The organism is Virgisporangium aliadipatigenens, assembly GCF_016863615.1.
Classification (GTDB): Bacteria; Actinomycetota; Actinomycetes; order Mycobacteriales; family Micromonosporaceae; genus Virgisporangium; species Virgisporangium aliadipatigenens.
On the sequence record NZ_BOPF01000040.1, the window covers coordinates 77,600 to 95,502 of the forward strand.

The window sequence follows — 17,903 nt, forward strand, 5'->3', positions numbered from 1 at the left end:
GGGGGTGTACCAACCAGGGGGAGCCTCAGTCGGCGCCCTGGATGTTCTGGAAGATGTCGAACATCGGCAGGTAGAGCGTGATGACCATGCCGCCGACCACACCGCCCATGAGCAGCACCATGATCGGTTCGATGGCCGCGGTGAGAGACTCGGCGGCGCTGTCGACCTCCCGGTCGTAGAAGTCGGCCACCTTGTCCAGCATCTGACTGATCTGGCCGCTTTCCTCGCCGACCTCGATCATCTGGGTCACCATGCGCGGGAAGACGGCGTGCTTGCTCATCGGCGCCGACATCGCCTGGCCGTCGCGCACGGACTGCGCGAGGTCGGCCATGGCGTTGCCGATGACGGCGTTGCCGGTGGTGGCGCCGACCACCTCCAGCGCCTGCATGACCGGGACGCCGACGCCGAGGAGCGTGCCGAGGTTGCGGGAGAACCGGCTGATCGCGATCTTCGTGAACAGCGGCCCGAAGACCGGCACCTTGAGCTTCATGCGGTCGAACCACAACCGCAGGCCCGGCTTCGCCTTGAGCCCCTTGCGGAAGAGGATCGTGCCGACGACGCCGACGACCACGGCCAGCGGCAGCGACCAGACGAGGCTGTGGCTGGCGTCCACGATCAGCTGCGTGGGCAGCGGGAGCTTGCCGCCGAGCTGCTTGAACATGCCCTCGAAGATCGGGACGATGAACTTCAGCACGCCGGAGATCAGGATGCCGGTGAAGCCGAGCACGATCACCGGGTAGGTCATCGCACTCTTGATCTTGCCCCGGAGAACGGCGTCCTTCTCGAAGTTGAACGCGATGCGCTCCAGTGCGCCGTCCAGGAAACCGCCGGTCTCGCCGGCGCGCACCATGGCGATCATCAGCAGCGGGAAGATCTTCTCCTGCCGGGCGAACGCCGCCGACAGGGCCATGCCGCCCTCGATGTCCAGGCGCACCTCGTTGAGCGCCTTGCGCATCGCCGGCTTGGTGGCCTGATCCTCCAGCACCGCGAGCGAGCGCAGCAGGGACATGCCGGACGACGTCATCGTCGCGAACTGGCGGGAGAACACCGCCAGGTCCTTGAGCTTGACCCGACCGCCGATGCCCGGGATCGTCAGTTCCTTGGACAGGCCGCCGCCCGCCTCGGAGATCTTCAGCGGCACCTGGCCCTGCTGGCGCAGCAGCTGCGCCGCGGCGGTCTCGTTCGCCGCCTCGATCTTCCCCTTGGCCTGCTTGCCGTCGGCCCCGAGCGCCTTGTACTCGAACGTCTTCGTGAGCGCCATCGCGATCAGCCCCTACCGGCCAGGCGCTTGAGCTCCTCGGGGGAGTGGCACAGCTCGAGGGCGTTCTCCATCTTGATGATGCCGGCGCGGATCTTCTCCGCGAGGTGCTGGTCGAACGAGAGCATGCCCTCGCCGCCGCCGGACTGCATGAACGACGGGATCTGGTGGCTCTTGCCCTCGCGGATGAGGTTCCGGATGGCCGGCGTCGCCATCATGATCTCGGTGATGACGGTCCGGCCCTTGCCGTCGGCCGTGGGGCACAGCGCCTGCGTCAGCACGCCCTGCAGCGCCATCGACAGCTGCGAACGGATCTGCTGCTGCTGGTGCGGCGGGTAGATGTCGACGACGCGGTCGACGGTCTGCGTGGCGCTCTGCGTGTGCAGGGTCGCCAGCACCAGGTGACCGGTCTCGGCGGCGGTCAACGCCGTCGACGTCGTCTCCAGGTCGCGGAGCTCACCGACGAGGATGATGTCCGGGTCCTGCCGCAGCGCGTGCTTGAGCGCCGTCGCGAAGGTCTCGGTGTCGGCACCGACCTCGCGCTGGTTGATCAGGCACCGCTTGTGCTGGTGCAGGAACTCGATCGGGTCCTCGATGGTGACGATGTGGTCCGGGCGGGTCCGGTTGGCCAGGTCGAGGATCGACGCCAGCGTGGTGGTCTTGCCGGAACCGGTGGGGCCGGTCACCAGCACCAGTCCGCGCGGGAGGTGCGCGAAGCGGGCGACCTGCTCGGGCACGCCCAGTTCGTCGAGCGGCTTGATCCGGTGCGGGATCGACCGGAACACCGCGCCGACGGAGCCGCGCTGGAGGTAGACGTTCACGCGGAACCGGGAGACCCGCTCGATGCTGTACGCGAAGTCGAGTTCGCGGGAGTTGGTGAAGGTGGCCCACTGGGACTCGCTGGCGGCGGCGCGCATCAGGATCGCCGTGTCGTGCGGCTCGAGGCGCGGGTAGTCCGGCAGGTACTGCATCCCGCCGTGCACGCGAACGGTCGGCGGCGCACCGACGGTCAGGTGGAGGTCGGACCCCTTGAGGTTGACCATGGAAACGAGCATCGCGTCGAGCGAGGCACGCGCTTCGGCGCGTTCGTCCTGCCCCACGGGGCGGTCGGCGATCTGAAGTGCCTCCACCGTCGTTCTCCTCGTCGTTCGGCTCGTACATGGGGAATTTCGACCGTCCGGGCGGGCGGTTTAGGAAGGCGGTGTATGCCTCGTCACAGGAACAGGTATGCGCCGGCTCAACCCACGCGTCCTACACCGCAACTCGCATCACCTCTGCCACCGAGGTGTGGCCCTCCTGGGCCTTCAGCAGCCCGTCCACCCGCAGCGAGTGCATGCCCTGTTCGGCGGCGACGCGGCCGATCTCGTTGGACGAGGCGTGCTTGATGGTCAGGTGCTCGATCTCGGCCGACATCGGCATCACCTCGTGCAGCGCGATCCGGCCGCGGTAGCCCGTGTTCGAGCACGAACGGCAGCCGACCGGCACGTGCAGCAGCCCGGGCGCGCCGATCAGGTCGTAGGGCCAGCGGCAGCCCTCCAGCTCCGCCTCGGTCGGCTCGCGCTCCGACTTGCACCAGTCGCAGAGCCGGCGGGCCAGCCGCTGGGCCAGCACGCAGTCCACGGAGGAGCCGACCAGGAACGGCTCGATGCCCATCTCGGTCAACCGGGTGATGGCACCGGGTGCGTCGTTCGTGTGCAGGGTGGAGAGCACGAGGTGGCCGGTGAGGGAGGCCTCCACGGCGAGCTGGGCGGTCACCCGGTCCCGGATTTCGCCGATCAGCACGACGTCCGGGTCGGACCGCAGGATGGCCGGCAGCACCGCCGCGAACGTCATGCCGGCCTTGTGGTCGACCTGCACCTGGTTGATGCCGGGCAGCCGGAACTCGACCGGGTCCTCGACGGTGATGATGTTGACCGTGGGCTTGTTGATCTTCGCGAGGGTGGCGTAGAGCGTGGTCGACTTGCCCGATCCGGTCGGCCCCGTCACGAGGAGCATCCCGTGCGGCTTCACGAACGACTTCGAGAACCGCTCGTAGTTGGTGTCGGTGAAGCCGAGCGTCTTCAGGTCCAGGTCCATGCCGCCGGTGTCGAGCACCCGCAGGACGACCTTCTCGCCCCAGACCGTCGGCATCGTGGCGGTCCGCAGGTCGACCGCGCGGTTGCCGAGCTGCACGGTGATGCGGCCGTTCTGCGGCACGCGGCGCTCGGTGATGTCGACGTTCGACATGATCTTCAGGCGGGAGATGAGCGCGGACTGGACGTTCTTCGGCACCGTGTCGATCTCGTGCAGCACGCCGTCGATCCGGTAGCGGACCCGCATCTCGTGTTCGCCCGGCTCCAGGTGCAGGTCGGAGACGCGGTTCTGGATGGCCTGTTCCAGCAGCGAGTTGACGTAGCGCACGACCGGCGCGTCCTCGTCGTTGGCGGCGAGGTCGTTGACCACCACCGTCTCGGTGGCCTCGGTCTCGGCCACGTCGCCGAGGTCGTTCACCTCGCGCTTCAGGCGGTCGATGATCTTGCGCAGCTCGGTGCGGGCCACCACGACCGGCCGCACGAACAGGCCGGTCGCGGCGCGCACGTCGTCCAGCGCCAGGATGTCGTCCGGGTCGGTGATACCCACGACGATCTCGTCGTCGGTGAGCGAGAGCCCGAGGACCCGGTGCCGCAGCACCATCGCCATCGGGATCTTCTGTACCGCCTGCGGTTCGATCGGATAGCCGACCAGGTCGACGAAGGGGATGCCGGTGGACTCGGCCGACGCCTGGGTCAGCTGGTCCTCGGTGACCACCCGGTCGTTGATCAGGACGGCCCGGACGGAGCGGCCCGTGCGCAATGCCTCGTCGGCGGCCTTGTCCAGCGCCTCTGGATCGACACCCAACTTCTTCAGGGCGTCGAGCATCGCTCCGTGTCTCTGGTACATGGCTCCTCAGTCACACCGCGCGGGCACCGGGTCGTGTCCGGTCAACTCATCGGCCGGAAATCGCGCCACCTGAGGGACTTGCTGCCCCTAGGCCCGGTATGACAAGGGATGGCCGGGCTGCGGCGGGCTCCCTTGTCGCGCCGTGCCCAGGCGTCGAGTGTGTGCACGGGCGCGTGCAATGAGAAACGCCCCGCCGGGTTTCGGCGGGGCGTGTGTCGGACGAGTCTCAGGCAGTGGCGGGATCGTGTCCCGGGACGGGGGCGCCCCGCTGGAGCGCCAGAAGGTGCACCCAGGCCCAGGTGGCCCGGTCGGCCACGAGGAGCGGGTCCGGACCCTCCGACAGCGGCGGTGCGCCGTGCCGGTCGAGCGCCGCTGCTGCCTGGTGCCATGCGTTCATCGCGTCGGCCAGTTCCTCGCGCGCGGCCGCGTAGCCGCGCTCGTGTGCGAGGTCGTGTGCCGGGGGAGGGGCACTCATGTTCCGGATCGTATGCAGTCTTCCGCTGCTTTCTTAACGGTTGGTTAATGCCAACTTTTGCCGAACGTGATCACCCGGGCTCAAACGGCGGCGATCCACAGGGGTCCGGGCACCGTTTTCCCCTCCAATGCGGACGGATCAACGCTCCAGGCTCCGGCGATTCGCAACACATCGGACTCGCCCACGAGCAGCCCGTCCTCGTCGTCCGGCGCCTCGGCCGGCACCCCGACGGCGCGTTCGACCTCGTCCGGCTGGCCCCACCAGGCGACGACCGTCCCGTCGGCACCGAGGAACCCGAACCGCCGCACCGGCACGCCGTCGACCGCGCGTTCCCAGCGGTGCAGCTCCTCGACCCGGTTGGTCGCGAAGAACTGCACCTCGGTGCCGAGCGTCGCGGAGAGCGCCGGCACGTCGACCTTCGCGTCGGCGCGCAGCAGCCAGCGGCCGGCCACCAGGGTCCACTCGCTCCCGCCGGCGCCCGGAAGCGGCGGCGTGACGGCCACCCGGTCGTCGGTCAGGTGGGCGAGGTCGATCCCCGCGCGCCAGCCCGCCGTCCCCAACTCCCGCAGCGCCAACGCCGCGATGACCTTCTCCGGGGGCACCCCGCGCACTGCGAGCCACGCCTGCTTCCCGCCGAACCCCACCCCGATGTCCACGGACCCACGCTAGCTCTCTCGGTGCGGCGATCTTGCAGTTGTGGTGCCCGAGTTGCCCCCGCAAGGGTGGTTTGTCGCAGCCACAACTGCAAGATCGGCGGGTTCAGCTCAGGGCCAAACGGACCAGGGTCTCGGCGCAGCGCAGCACCTCCGCCACGGGGACCCGCTCGTCCGGCGCGTGGGCCCACCGGACCTGGCCGGGGCCGTACTGGACCGTCGGGACCCCGGCGCCGGCCAGCAGGCGCAGGTCGGAGCCGTACGTGGCGCCGTAGACCGCGGGCGTCGGGCTCCCGTGCGCCGCGAGCACGCGCGGTACCAGGTCGCTCGCCGCCGGGCAGCGCCCCGACGCGAACTGGCCGCCCCACCACTCCACCGTCACCGGATGCGCCGCCAGCCACGGGTCGGCCGCACACGCGTCCGCCACCGCCGCCTCGAACGCCGCGCGCGCCGCGGGCACCGGTTCGTCCAGCGCGACGCCGAAGCGTCCCTCGGCGACGAGCAGATCCGGCACCGTCGACGACCAGTCGCCCGCCCGGACCGAGCCGACCTCCAGCGGGTACGCCACGGGATGCCGGCGCATCAGCGGGTCCACGTCCGCGGTGCGCGCCGCCTCCAGTTCCCGCAGGGCAGCAAAGATCTTGTGGAACTTCTCCACGGCGCTCACCCCCGACGTGCGATCGGCGGCGTGCGCGGCCAGTCCCGGGACCCTCAGCCGGAACGTCAACGCGCCCCCGTTGGCCGGCACCACGTCCAGCCCCGTCGGCTCGGTGATCACACACGCGTCCGCGCTCCACCCGCGCGCCAGCGTCGCGAACGTCCCCAGCCCACCGTCCTCCTCGCCGACGACGCCCGCGAAGAGCACGTCGCCCGGCGGCGTCACGCCGGAGCGGTGCACCGCCAGGAAGGCGAAGAGCGCGGAGATCACCCCGCCCTTCATGTCACACGCGCCCCGGCCGAACACGTGCTCCCCGTCGACCAGCCCGGAGAACGGATCCTCGTGCCACGCCTCCCGATCGCCGGGCGGCACCACGTCGAGGTGGCCGTTCAGCATCAGGGAACGGCCACCGGCACCGGGCAGCCGGGCGACGACGCCCCACGCCTGCGTGCGTTCGACCTCGGCGCCGGGGAAGTCCGCGCGGGCGGTGAGCTCCGCCAGGGGCAGCCGCCAGTGGTCGACCTCCACCCCCTCGCGGCGCAGCAGGTCGGCCACCCACGCGACGGCCTCGGACTCGGCGGCGGTGCCGCTCACACTCGGGATGCGGATCAGCTCACGCAGCGCGGCCACGGCCTCGTCGCGGGCCGCGTGCAGGAGATCGAGAGGGCTGTTCATCTCGCGGACGCTAGCGCCTTTTCCTGCTGGAGACGCTTGGTCAGGCCGGCCGCCGCCAACGGGCGGTCGAAGTGGTAGCCCTGCGCCTGCGGACACTCCAACTGGCGCAGCCGTTCCGCCTGCGACGCGTCCTCGATGCCCTCGGCCACCACGTTGAAGCCGAACGTCCGCGCGATCTGCAGCACCGCCTGCGCGACCCGTTCGCCGTTCTCGCTGTCGGGCGAGTGCTCCCCGATCGGATCCACGAACGACTTGTCGATCTTCAGTGTGTCGACCGGCAGCCGCTTCAGGTGACTCAGCGACGAGTAGCCCGTCCCGAAGTCGTCCAACGCGATCCGCACCCCCAGCCCCTTCAAGGCGTTCAGCATCTTCGCGGCGTTCGAGACGTCGGTCAGCAGCACCGCCTCGGTCAGCTCCAGCGTCAGCACCGCCGGATTCAGGCCGGTCGCCACCAGCACCGCGCGCACCTGCTCCACCAGATCGGGCTCGTTGAGCTGGCTCGCGGAGAGGTTCACGCTCAGTTCCAGGCCCGGGCGCTCGGCCTGCCACAGCGCGCCCTGGCGGCACGCGTCGCGCAGCACCCAGTTGCCGAGATCCGCCACCAGCCCCAACTGCTCGGCCAGATCCAGGAACGCCCCCGGCGCCAGCACCCCGCGGGTCGGATGCCGCCAGCGCACCAGCGCCTCGCAGCCGACCGTCAGCCCCGTGGCCAGTTCGACGATCGGCTGGTAGTACACCTCGAACTCGTCGCGGTGCAGCGCCAGGCGCAGGTCGGCCGTCAGCGACACCCGGTCCGTGGCCGCGTCCGGATCGGCCGGGTCGTAGCAGCGCACGGTGTTGCGGCCCTCGCCCTTGGCCTGGTACAGCGCGATGTCGGCCTCGCGGAGCAGCTGATCCAACTGCCCGCCCGGCAGCAGGCGCACGGCCACCCCGGCGCTGCCCCGGATCGGCAGCACCGCGCCGGCGAGCATGAGCGGCGCCGACAGTTCGGACAGCACGCGGCGGGCCACCGTCAGCGCCTCGTCGCGGTCGAGCACCTCCGGCAGCAGCAGCACGAACTCGTCGCCGCCGAGCCGGGCCACGGTGTCGCCCTCCCGCACGCCGCGCAGGAGGCGTTCCGCCGTCGCCTTGAGAAGTTCGTCGCCGGCCGCGTGGCCGAGCGTGTCGTTGACGCCCTTGAACCCGTCCAGGTCGATCAGCACCACCGCCACTCCGGTGGTGCGTTCGGCGCGGTGCAGCGCCTGCGCGGCCAGGGCCGTGAACCGGGCCCGGTTGGCCAGCCCGGTCAGCACGTCGTGCTGCGCCTGGTGAGCCAGCCGGGCCCGCTGCACCGTCAGGTCGTGCAGCAGACCCACATTGGTGCGCACATTGAGGAACTGCCGGAACAGCACCAGCACCGCCGTCGACAGCAGGATCCACAGCTGGACCGTGTCGAGGATGCCGTGCGTCGCATGCAGGTACACCGCCGTCAGGAACGCCATCGCGACCGGCACATAGGGCAGCAGCGCCCACGCGCCCGACGTCAGTTCCGCCTCGATCGAACCGACCGGCGGCGTCGGGTAGCGGCTCGCGAGGGCCGACAGCGCGGTGGCGATCAGGTACCCGCCACCGACCCCGGCCGCGTAGGTCGGGCGGCCGGCGGCGAGGTTGTCGACGTACACGATCGTCACGACCGTGTACACCAGCATCGAGGAGACCTGCAGTGTCAGCGCGTTGACGCCGGTCGCCACGCTGCGGGCCAGCAGGACGAGCGCCGTCGCGCCGGCGACGATCTCCAGCGCGGGGGCCACCAGGGAGGTCAGCACCAGCGCGGGCGCGGCACCGGCGAGGGTGTGCCGCAATACCAGTTCCCACGAGATGAAGAAGAGCGCGGCGGAGATCACCGTGACGTCGACGAACCGCCGCAACCGGGCCTCGAACCCGCCCTTGGAGCGCGCGACGACCATCATCGCGACCGGGACGACCAGGACGGCGGCCAGGCACAGCAGCTCGCCCGGCGTGGTGCGGGAACGGTCCGCCCACGGGTCGCCGGTCAGCCCCTCGACCATCAGCGTGGCGTTGCCGGCCGACCAGACACCGGAGGCCAGCGCCGCCAGCCCCCACCCGATCCGCGTCCGGGTGTCCTGCCCGGCGGCCCGGGACCGGCGCACATAGCCCGCGACGGCGAACGCCCCCAGCACGCACAGCGCGGCCGCCAGCGAGGCGTGCCCCGCCCGGCGTGACATGCCGCTGAGCCCGTACTGGGTGACGACTCCCGCCACGGCGATGCCGGCGAGGCGCAGGCGCATCCCGGCCCGCGACGTCCCCGTCATGTGCACACCTCCCGCCGTTCCTATCGGCGGGCGGGTCCGCGGTGTTAGCCGCGGCACAGACCGGAAAAGGGCGGGCCCGAAGGCCCGCCCCGTCCGTGCGTGGAGACTCAGACGTTGACGCCGAAGTCCTTGGCGATGCCGGCGAGGCCGGACTGGTAGCCCTGGCCGACCGCGCGGAACTTCCACTCGCCCGAGTTGCGGTACAGCTCGCCGAAGATCAGCGCCGTCTCCGTGGAGTAGTCCTCGGAGAGGTCGTAGCGGGCCAGCTCGGCGTTGTCGGCCTGGTTGACCACGCGGATGAAGGCGTTGGTGACCTGGCCGAACGACTGGCCGCGCGCGTCGGCGTCGTGGATGGAGACGGTGAAGACCACCTTCTCCACGTCGGCGGCCACGGTGCTCAGGCTCACCTTGATGACCTCGTCGTCGCCCTCGCCCTCACCGGTGAGGTTGTCACCGGTGTGCTCCACCGTGCCGTCGGGCGACTTGAGGTTGTTGAAGAACACGAAGTGCTGGTCGGACAGCACCTTGCCGTCGGCGCCGGTCAGCAGGGCGCTCGCGTCGAGGTCGAAATCGGCACCGGTGGTGGTGCGCACGTCCCAGCCCAGACCCACGTTGACCGCGGTGAGACCGGGGGCGGCCTTGGTGAGGCTGACGTTGCCGCCCTTGCTCAGGCTGACTCCCACAGAACTTTCCTCCAGTGTCGGGTGCGTGGGCCCCCGGCGGGCAGGGCCCCGGATGCCGGCCAGCCTACGCCGGAGCCTCCACCCTTCGCCCGCCGTCGGCGGTCTGCACCACCAACCCTGGAAGTATTGGCAGTTAGGCGGCCGCCAGCGTGCTGCGCACCCAACCCATGCGCTGCACCGCGGTCTCCGGGTGGTCACCGAACTCCGCGGCCACCGCAGCGGCGCACCCGGCGCTCCCGTAGCGCTCGATCATGCGGTCGACGGCCGCCCGAACGATGTCGGCGGTAGGCCGCTGGGACGGCTGCAGGTCCGAGACGAACAGCGCTTCGATCACCAGATCGTCCATCGCGTTGATCATGATCCGATCCCCCCGTGCTCCGGACTTCCTTGCTCTGTCCAGAGAACGCCTCCGCGGGTGCCGGTGGGGTGGCGCAACGGTTGCGAAAAGGTGACGGTCGGCTACCCGACCGACAGCGGCTACCTCCTGGACCCGCTGAGGCGACGGCCCACCGCGGCGATCAGGCGGTCGAGTTCCGAGCCGAACGGGTTCTCGTGCACCAGGTAGGTCCAGGTCGCACTCGGCCGCTTGAGCTGCGAGTCGTCCGGCTCCCAGTCCTCGTCGACGTCGTTCTCCTCGAACGTCTCCACGATCCGGTCCTCGATCGTCGGCACCAGTTCGTTGAACGCCGGCACCGCCGCCCGGTGGAACTCGTCAAGCGGGTCGAGCTTGCCCAGGGCCCGCAGGTGCACGCCCTCGCGCACGTCGGCCAGCTCGGCCAGATGTTCGGCCCAGGCGCGGTCGAGGTGGTACACCGCGATGGTCCGGCCGGCCCGCTCCAGCACCTCACGCTCCAGGTGATCCGCCTTCTCGCTGCGGTCCAGGAGGAGTTCGGCGGCGGCGTCCGTGGTGAGGAGGCGTTCGCGGATCTCGGCGATGGCCTTGCGCTGCTGCTCGATCACGACGCTGTAGCGCCACGTGTTGCGGTGGATCTCGTGGTTGACGCCCTCGGCGACCCGCTGCGCGTGCTCGACCGCGAACTCCACCCGGTCGTCGACGACCCGGCCCTCGTAGTCGGTCTTGGACAGCGCCGGGATCGAGTCGCGGGCGTGCTTGACGACCAGGTCGTCCTCCAGGCTCACGAAGAAGACCGAGCCGCCGGGGTCGCCCTGCCGGCCGGCGCGACCGCGCAGCTGGTTGTCGACCCGGCGGCTCTCGTGCCGGCCGCTGCCGATGATGTAGAGGCCGCCGAGCTCCTTGACCTTCTCCGCGTCCTTCTCGTCGCTGCCGCCGAGGCGGATGTCGACACCGCGCCCGGCCATCTGGGTCGAGACGGTCACCGCCCCGAGCGCGCCGGCCTCGGCGATGATCGCCGCTTCCTCGTCGTCGTTCTTGGCGTTGAGGACGTTCGAGGGAACGCCCACCGCCGCCAAACCGGCCGCGAGCGCCTCGGACTCCTTCACGTCGAGCGTGCCGATGAGCACCGGACGACCCTTGTCGTGCGCCGCCTTGATCTCGGCGATCAGCGCCTCGTCCTTCTCGGCCCGGCTGGGGTAGATCCGGTCGTGCTCGTCCTCGCGGATGTTCGGCGTGTTGGGCGGGATCACCGCGACCTCGAGGTCGAAGAACTCCCGCAGCTGCTCGCCGACGAGCACCGCCGTCGCCGTCATGCCGCACACCGTTTCGTACAGCGCGATGAACGCCTGCACGGTGATCGTGTTGAGCACCTCGCCCTCGACGGTGGCGTTGAGCCCCTCCTTGGCCTCGACGGCCGCCTGGAGCCCGTCCGGCCAGCGGCGCCGCTGGGCGACCCGCCCGCGCATCTCGTCGATCAGCTCCACGGTGCCGCCGCGCACGATGTAGTCGACGTCGCGGCGCAGCAGCGCGTGCGCGTGCAGGGCCACGTTGAGCGCCGACAGCTTGTCGAAGTTCTTCTCGGCGAACAGGTCGATCTTGCCGAGCTTCTTCTCGACGACGGCCAGCCCGGCCGGGGTGAACGACGCGCTGCGCAGGTCGTCGGCGATCTCGTAGTGGCGCCCCTTGCGCAGCCCCTTGACCACCTCGGCGGCGAGGATGTGCGTCGACCCCTGCTCACCCGGCACGGCACCGGCGAGCACCATCGGCACGCGCGCCTCGTCGATCAGGATCGAGTCGGCCTCGTCGACGATGCACGTGGTCAGCTTCGGCTGCACCCGCTCGTCGAGGTCGGTGACGAGCTGGTCGCGCAGGAAGTCGAAGCCGGCCTCGCTCACCGACACGTACGTCACGTCGCGCGCGTACGCCGCCTTGCGCTCCTCGGGCGTGGAGGACTCGGTGACCCAGCCGACCGTGAGGCCGACCCGGCTGTACAGCGGCTCCATCCAACCGGCGTCACGACGGGCCAGGTAGTCGTTGACGGTGAGGATGTGCACCGGACCCTTGCCCTGCCGCACGTACCCGAACGCGGCGATCGCGGCGGTGAGCGTCTTGCCCTCACCGGTGGCCATCTCGGTCACCTTGCCCGCGAGGAGGGCCATGGTGCCCAGCAGCTGAACGTCATAGGGCGTCTCGCCGATGCCGCGCTTGGCCGCCTCCCGGCCGACCGCGCAGATCTCCACGTAGTCCGTGGCCTTCTTGGCGAGCTTCTTCAACTGGGCGTCGCTGAGATCGGTCAGCTCTTCACCACGAGCTTCGATCTCCGGGAGCAACTTCTCCAGCGGAGCGAGATCGACCGTGGTGCCCGGCCGCTGGAGAAAGCGCCGGACCCTGTTCCTCAACGACTGCGACAGGCCCATGGGACGCCAGGCTACGCGGTCTACGGCTCATCCTGGGAACGGCCGTCCGGGATGCGTCGCGCAATCTACCCTTGTCGAGTGCGTTTCGCCTCTTCAACGCGTGTAGTGGCCATCGTCGCCGGAGTGCTGGCTCTTTCCGTGACCGGCACCGGTTGCGGCAGCCCGAAGCGTCGGGCCGCGCCCGCGCCGCATTCGTCCGTCGCGTCGCCGACGCCGGTGGCGTCCCCGGCCGAGCCGATCCCGACCGCCGTCGCCGCTCCGGCGGGACTGCACACGATCTCGTACCTGACCGGACCGGAGGGGCTGCCGGCCGACCCGACGCCGATGTCGGACGTTCAGGCGACGACCGGGTTGCGGCCGGCGTCCGGGTCGACCGTGGTGCTCTACGACGCGCCGGGCGGGGTGCCGCGCGCGCACCTGCCCGCCGACATCTCCGGCGTGCCGGTGACGGTGCCGGTCGTGGGCCGCCAGACGGGTTGGGTGGCGGTGCTGACGCCGACCGCCAACCGCACGATCGGCTGGGTGCCGCCGGGCGGCTGGACCGAGGTGCCGTTGCGCGACCGGCTCGTGGTGAAGCGTTCGGCGCACCAGCTCACCTGGTACCGCGACGGGCAGGCCAAGGAGACCTGGACGGTGACGATCGGGTCGTCCGCGACGCCGACGCCGTTGGGGCGCACGTTCGTGCTGGGGCGCTCGACGCTGCCCGGGTCGGTCTACGCGGGGCTGGACGTGCTGGCGCTCGGCGCCGTCCCGGACGACCGGGAGGCCGTCGGGCCCGAACTCGCGGGTGCGCACGTGGGTATCCACGCCTGGTACCGCAACGAGTTCGGGCGCAACGTCTCCAACGGCTGCGTCCGGATGCCGCCGGCCGCGCAGTCCGTGCTGCTGGCGGAGATCGTCCCCGGCACCGAGGTGATGGTGGTCGACTAGGGCCCGGCTCTTGGATCACGTCGAGCCGCGGCGTCTGAGTCCGCCGCAGGCCGGCGTGATCCGCGAGCCAGGCCTAGCCGGCGCGGCCGGCCCGCCAGGCCGGGATCACGCTCGCCGGCACTGCGAGCACCAGCGACACCGCGACGACGGCAGCGACGGCACCCCACGGCACCGACAGCGGGGGAGTGAACCCGACCTCCTCGGCGATGCCGGTGCGCATGCCCTGCAACGCGGCCGCGGCCACGGCGAGGCCGAGCGCGCCGCCGATGCCGACGACGATCACCGCCTCGGCGGCCACCACCCGCAGCACCTGCCCGACGGAGGCACCGGACAGGCGCAGCACGGCGTACTCGCGCCGCCGGCCCGCGGCCGACATCAGCAGCGTGTTCGCGATGGCGATGCCGGTGTAGCCGGTGCCGACGGTGAGCAGCAGCGCCAGGAAGATCCGCACGAGTTCGCCCTCGCGCGCGTCGACGCTCCGGCCGTACTCCAGCGGGGTCAGCACCCGCGCGCCCGGCGTGGCCCGCGCGCCGGCGTCGGGGACGTAGACGATCGACGTGAGCGCGTTGGGGTCGTGTGCCCGCACGACGTCGCGGCGCAGCAGCACCGGGGCGGGCGCGTCGTCGAGCACCGCCGCCACCCGCAACGACACCGTCGCGCCGTCGCGGAAGGAGAACTCCACCGTCGCGCCGACCGGCCAGCCGGGGCCCTCGACGCCGCCGGCCACGAGGATCTCGTCGGCGGCCAGTCCGGCCGGGCGGCCGACCCGGGCGAGCGTCGCGGCGTCCGCGCCCGCCACGTCGGCCGCGACCGGCTGCGCACCCGCGGGTGTGGCGACGGCGGTCGTCGACAGCAGGGACGCGCCCCCGCCGGCGGCCGCCACGGCGGCGTCCGACAGGCCGGGCGTCCCCTCGGCCGGCACGACGACCGCGGCGGCGCGCACGTCGGCGGCGTTCGCGCGGCCCGACGCGTCGAGGATCATGTCGACCTGCCCGACGAACAGGGCCGTGAACCCCACCGTCACCAGCACCGGCGCGGCCGTCGAGGCGACCCGCCGCACGGCCGTGCGGGTGCCCTCGCGCACCAGGAGCCCGGTCGCCCCGCGGGTCCCGACGAACGGCCGCGTCACGACCCGCACCACCGGCCCGACGAGCACCGGGGCGAGCAGCGTCGCGCCGACGATCAGCAGCATCGCCGAGTACAGGACGATCGTCGTCGTCTCGTCCTCGGGCAGGGCCGCCGCGGACAGCACGATCGCCACCCCGCCCGCCACGCACAGCAGCCCGGCGGCCCAGCGGGTGCGGGTCATCGGCCGGCGGTCCACGGCGGCGTCGCGCAACGCGTCGAGCGGCGGCACCCTGCTGCCCCGGCGCGCCGCGAGCCAGACGCCCGCCAGCGCCACGGCCAGACCGATGCCGGCCGCGAGCCCGAACGGCCACGCCAGCAGCCGCACGGCGAAGTCGTGGCGTTCGATGCCGCCGGCGCGCATCAGGGCGGCGAGCGCGTAGGCGAGCGGGAGCCCGAGCAGCAGCCCGGTGACGGTGGCCGGCACCCACACCCCGAACGCCTCCCCGAGGAGCGTGCGCCGCACCTGCCCGGGCGTCGCGCCGACCGCCCGGAGAAGCCCGATCTCGCGCCGCCGCTGCGTCACGTTCAGCGCGAACGTCGACGCCACCACGAACACCGTCGTGAACGCCGCGAGCCCGGTGAGCGCGATGACCAACTGGGCGCCGATCCAGCGCAGCCGCGCCTCGTGTTCCGGTTCCAACCGGGAACGCCGATCGCCGGTCAGCACGTCCGCCTCCCCGACCAGGCCGGCCACCGCGGACGCGTCGAAGGAGGGGGTGACCCGCAGCCCGATCACCCGCACCCCGCCCGCGAGCCGGGCCGCGACGGCGTCGGGGACGTACACGCCCGGCGCCTCGACGGTGCCCGTCACGGTCCACTCGACCGGCCCGGCGGCGGTCAGCACGCTGACCCGGGTACCCGCCGCGAGGCCGGTGTCGGTGGAGACGACGGCCTCGCGCTCGGCCGCCGGTGCGGTCCCGGAGGCGAGCCGGTACCCGCCGAGCGCGGCACTGGACCAGGCCCGCCCGTACTCGGTGGCGGCGTCGCCGAGATCCTGCGGCACCCCGCCGAGAACGGGCTGCGCGTAGAAGAGCGGATCCGGCACCGCATCGGTGACCCCCGGCACGGCGGCCAGCCTGTCCGCGAGGTGGCGAGCCTCTTCGAAACGCCAGTGCCGGTACACCGGATATCCGCTCTCGTCCTCCACGAACGGCGCCCGCACCACCGCGTCCGCCGACGCGTAGCGTTCCGGGACGGCGGGCAGGCCGGAGGCGTAGACGGTGCACGCCGCCGACAGCAGCGCGATGCCGAGCGACAGCGCGACGAAGAGCCCGGCGAGGCCGGCCCAGCGCCGCCGCACCGTCGCGATCGCCAGCCTCATCGCACGCCCCCGGCGATCGTGGCGCCCGACTCGAGGCCGGCCATCCGGGCCGCGATCGCGGCCGCTTCCTGGTCGCGGTGGCCGTGGCCGACGGCGCGTTCCTCGACCAGTTCGCCGTCGGCCAGGAAGATCACGCGGTCGGCGTGGGCGGCGGCGACCGGATCGTGGGTCACCATCACCACGGTCTGCCGGTGCCGGTCGACGATCTCCCGCAGCAGTCCGAGGACCGCGCGCGAGGTGCGGGTGTCCAGCGCGCCGGTGGGTTCGTCGGCGAAGAGCACCGCCGGCCGGGTCACCAGCGCCCGCGCGATCGCGACCCGCTGCTGCTGGCCGCCGGAGAGTTCGCTGGGGCGGTGGTCGGCGCGGTCGGCCAGGCCGACGGCCGCCAGGGCGGCGCGGATCTCCCCGTCGTCGATGCGGCGGCGGCCGAGCCGCAGCGGCAGTTCGATGTTCTGCCGGGCGGTGAGGGCGGGCATGAGGTTGAACTCCTGGAACACGAAGCCGATCCGCTCCCGGCGCAGCACCGTGCGGGCCTTCTCGGACAGCGGCCCCAGGTCGGTGCCGCCGACGGCCACGGTGCCGCTCGTCGGCCGGTCGAGCCCGGCGGCGCAGTGCAGCAGCGTGGACTTGCCGGAGCCGGAGGGCCCCATCACGGCGGTGAACGTTCCGGAGACGAATGCGACCGTCACCCCCGCGAGCGCGGTCACCGCACCCGGACCGCTGCCGTGGACCCGGCGCACGCCGGTCAGTCGGACGGCGTGATCTCTGACGTCAATCATGCCGACCAGCCAATCGGTCCGGGGCATCGAAAACATTGGTGCGGGAACGAGAACCGGATGTAGATCCAGCACTACTGTCCGACCTGCGGCGCGCCGGTAGCGTCAGCGCACATGCCGGTCCGGACAGCTCTCGACGCCCTCGCGCAGCGGCCCTCGTGGTTCGTGCGTTCGGCGTGGCCGTGGCGTTCGCTGGCGTACCTGTCGTCGGGGGCGGTGGTCGGCCTCGTCATGTCGGCGACGCTCGTCATGATGATCCTCGCCGGGCTGGTCCTGGCCGTGACCGTCGTCGGGATGGCCGTGCTGCTGGCGATCGGGCTCTCCGGCATCTGGATCGCCCGGTTCGAGCGGTGGCGGCTGCGCCTGGTCGACCTGACGCCGATGCCGGACCCGCACCGGGCGCCGGCTACCTCCGGACGGCGGGCCTGGCTGAAGCACCGCCTGCGCGAGCCGGCCACCTGGCGGGAGTTCGGCTTCGTCATGGTGTCGGCGATGGCGCTCTGGTGGATCGACGGGGTGGTCGTCGGGCTGGCGCTGTACGTGCCGTTCATCTTCCTGACGGCGCCGTTCTACGCCGGCCAGGAGGAGATGTGGATCGCGGTGCCGGGGTTCTTCTTCGGGGTCGCGCTGGTGCCGGTGGCCGCCTATCCGGTCACCGCGTGGGCGGGCGCCCGGGCCGCGATGAGCCGCGCGATTCTCGCGCCGAGAGACGACGAGTTGGACGAGCGACTCACCCTGGTCACCCGGTCGCGGGCCCGTCTCGTGGACGCGTTCGAGGTCGAACGGCGTCGCATCGAAAGAGACCTGCACGACGGCGCGCAGCAGCGGCTGGTGGCGTTGACGATGAAGCTCGGCCTGGCGCGGCTCGACCTGCCCGCGGAGTCCCCGGCGGCGGCCCAGGTGGCGGAGGCGCACGATCTGGCCAAGCTCGCCCTGGCCGAGCTGCGCGAACTGATCCGCGGCGTGCACCCGAAGATCCTCACGGACCGCGGCCTGCCGGCGGCGTTCGCCGATGTGGCGGGGCGTTCGCCGGTGCCGGTGACGCTCGACGTCGACCTCCCCGAACGCCTCCCGCCGGCCGTGGAGGTGACCGCCTACTTCGCGGTGGTGGAGGCGCTGGCCAACGTCGCCAAGCACAGCGGCGCCGGGTCGGCGACCGTGTACGCCCGCCGCGATGGCAGGCTGTTGCGCGTGGAGGTGCGCGACGACGGCAGCGGCGGCGCCGACCCGGCGCGGGGTTCGGGCCTGACCGGCCTGGCCGACCGGGTGGCGGCGGTCGACGGCGCGCTCACCCTGGCGAGCCCGCCCGGCGGCCCCACCCTGCTGCGGATAGAGATCCCGTG

14 protein-coding genes are annotated in these 17,903 nt (G+C 71.8%); 2 read left to right on the plus strand and 12 right to left on the minus strand.

Translation table 11 applies throughout. The features are described 5' to 3' along the window. Nucleotides 1-25: 25 nt before the first annotated feature. From Val02_RS38825 to secA2, 10 genes are all read right to left on the minus strand, one after another. Nucleotides 26-1,261 (minus strand): type II secretion system F family protein, encoded by a 1,236-nt coding sequence (locus Val02_RS38825; RefSeq protein WP_203904320.1) that lies wholly within the window; start codon nucleotides 1,259-1,261, stop codon nucleotides 26-28. A 5-nt stretch (nucleotides 1,262-1,266) separates the two neighbouring features. Next, complete coding sequence (locus tag Val02_RS38830; protein ID WP_239153665.1) at nucleotides 1,267-2,388, minus strand: type IV pilus twitching motility protein PilT; 1,122 nt, start codon at nucleotides 2,386-2,388, stop codon at nucleotides 1,267-1,269. Between the two features lie 121 nt (nucleotides 2,389-2,509). Then, nucleotides 2,510-4,177, minus strand: a complete 1,668-nt coding sequence (locus Val02_RS38835) for a GspE/PulE family protein (protein WP_203904321.1) — start codon at nucleotides 4,175-4,177, stop codon at nucleotides 2,510-2,512. 226 nt (nucleotides 4,178-4,403) lie between these two features. Then, nucleotides 4,404-4,652 carry a hypothetical protein gene (locus Val02_RS38840; RefSeq protein WP_203904322.1) on the minus strand — a complete coding sequence of 83 codons (249 nt, stop codon included), beginning with the start codon at nucleotides 4,650-4,652 and terminating at the stop codon, nucleotides 4,404-4,406. A gap of 80 nt (nucleotides 4,653-4,732) precedes the next feature. Further along, on the minus strand, nucleotides 4,733-5,308 hold the full coding sequence (locus Val02_RS38845) for a hypothetical protein (protein ID WP_203904323.1): 576 nt from the start codon (nucleotides 5,306-5,308) through the stop codon (nucleotides 4,733-4,735). 103 nt (nucleotides 5,309-5,411) lie between these two features. Continuing rightward, nucleotides 5,412-6,638, minus strand: coding sequence for an ArgE/DapE family deacylase (locus Val02_RS38850; protein WP_203904324.1), 1,227 nt, complete (start codon nucleotides 6,636-6,638; stop codon nucleotides 5,412-5,414). Continuing rightward, complete coding sequence (locus Val02_RS38855) at nucleotides 6,635-8,950, minus strand: putative bifunctional diguanylate cyclase/phosphodiesterase (RefSeq protein WP_203904325.1); 2,316 nt, start codon at nucleotides 8,948-8,950, stop codon at nucleotides 6,635-6,637. The genes Val02_RS38850 and Val02_RS38855 overlap by 4 nt, the downstream gene beginning before the upstream one ends. A 107-nt stretch (nucleotides 8,951-9,057) precedes the next feature. Next, nucleotides 9,058-9,633, minus strand: a complete 576-nt coding sequence (locus tag Val02_RS38860) for a TerD family protein (RefSeq protein ID WP_203904326.1) — start codon at nucleotides 9,631-9,633, stop codon at nucleotides 9,058-9,060. Between the two features lie 133 nt (nucleotides 9,634-9,766). Continuing rightward, complete coding sequence (locus Val02_RS38865) at nucleotides 9,767-9,991, minus strand: hypothetical protein (RefSeq protein ID WP_203904327.1); 225 nt, start codon at nucleotides 9,989-9,991, stop codon at nucleotides 9,767-9,769. Nucleotides 9,992-10,110: 119 nt separating this feature from the next. Further along, the gene (gene secA2 / locus Val02_RS38870) at nucleotides 10,111-12,405 is read right to left on the minus strand and encodes an accessory Sec system translocase SecA2 (protein ID WP_203904328.1); all 2,295 of its coding nucleotides are present in this window, start codon (nucleotides 12,403-12,405) and stop codon (nucleotides 10,111-10,113) included. A 123-nt stretch (nucleotides 12,406-12,528) separates the two neighbouring features. Here secA2 and Val02_RS38875 point away from each other — a divergent pair, with 123 nt between their 5' ends. Then, entirely contained in the window at nucleotides 12,529-13,335 is an 807-nt protein-coding gene (locus tag Val02_RS38875; RefSeq protein WP_239153666.1) for a L,D-transpeptidase, read from the plus strand. Nucleotides 13,336-13,408: 73 nt separating this feature from the next. Here the strand turns inward: Val02_RS38875 and Val02_RS38880 are convergent, their stop codons facing one another. Next, a complete protein-coding gene (locus tag Val02_RS38880) occupies nucleotides 13,409-15,784 on the minus strand; it encodes an ABC transporter permease (RefSeq protein ID WP_203904329.1) in 2,376 nt (791 codons plus the stop codon). Beyond that, the gene (locus Val02_RS38885; protein WP_203904330.1) at nucleotides 15,781-16,563 is read right to left on the minus strand and encodes an ABC transporter ATP-binding protein; all 783 of its coding nucleotides are present in this window, start codon (nucleotides 16,561-16,563) and stop codon (nucleotides 15,781-15,783) included. The genes Val02_RS38880 and Val02_RS38885 overlap by 4 nt, the downstream gene beginning before the upstream one ends. Nucleotides 16,564-16,674: 111 nt before the next feature. Here Val02_RS38885 and Val02_RS38890 point away from each other — a divergent pair. Continuing rightward, a partial coding sequence (locus Val02_RS38890; RefSeq protein WP_203904331.1) for a sensor histidine kinase occupies nucleotides 16,675-17,903 on the plus strand: 1,229 nt, incomplete at its 3' end.

Bases quoted from the DNA above. Each gene is read 5' to 3' on its own strand.
- Val02_RS38840 (WP_203904322.1), bottom strand. From the start codon at position 4,652: ATGAGTGCCCCTCCCCCGGCACACGACCTCGCACACGAGCGCGGCTAC.
- Val02_RS38825 (WP_203904320.1), bottom strand. From the start codon at position 1,261: ATGGCGCTCACGAAGACGTTCGAGTACAAGGCGCTCGGGGCCGACGGC.
- Val02_RS38865 (WP_203904327.1), bottom strand. From the start codon at position 9,991: ATGATCAACGCGATGGACGATCTGGTGATCGAAGCGCTGTTCGTCTCG.
- Val02_RS38880 (WP_203904329.1), bottom strand. From the start codon at position 15,784: ATGAGGCTGGCGATCGCGACGGTGCGGCGGCGCTGGGCCGGCCTCGCC.
- Val02_RS38885 (WP_203904330.1), bottom strand. From the start codon at position 16,563: ATGATTGACGTCAGAGATCACGCCGTCCGACTGACCGGCGTGCGCCGG.
- Val02_RS38855 (WP_203904325.1), bottom strand. From the start codon at position 8,950: ATGACGGGGACGTCGCGGGCCGGGATGCGCCTGCGCCTCGCCGGCATC.
- Val02_RS38835 (WP_203904321.1), bottom strand. From the start codon at position 4,177: ATGTACCAGAGACACGGAGCGATGCTCGACGCCCTGAAGAAGTTGGGT.
- Val02_RS38850 (WP_203904324.1), bottom strand. From the start codon at position 6,638: ATGAACAGCCCTCTCGATCTCCTGCACGCGGCCCGCGACGAGGCCGTG.
- secA2 (WP_203904328.1), bottom strand. From the start codon at position 12,405: ATGGGCCTGTCGCAGTCGTTGAGGAACAGGGTCCGGCGCTTTCTCCAG.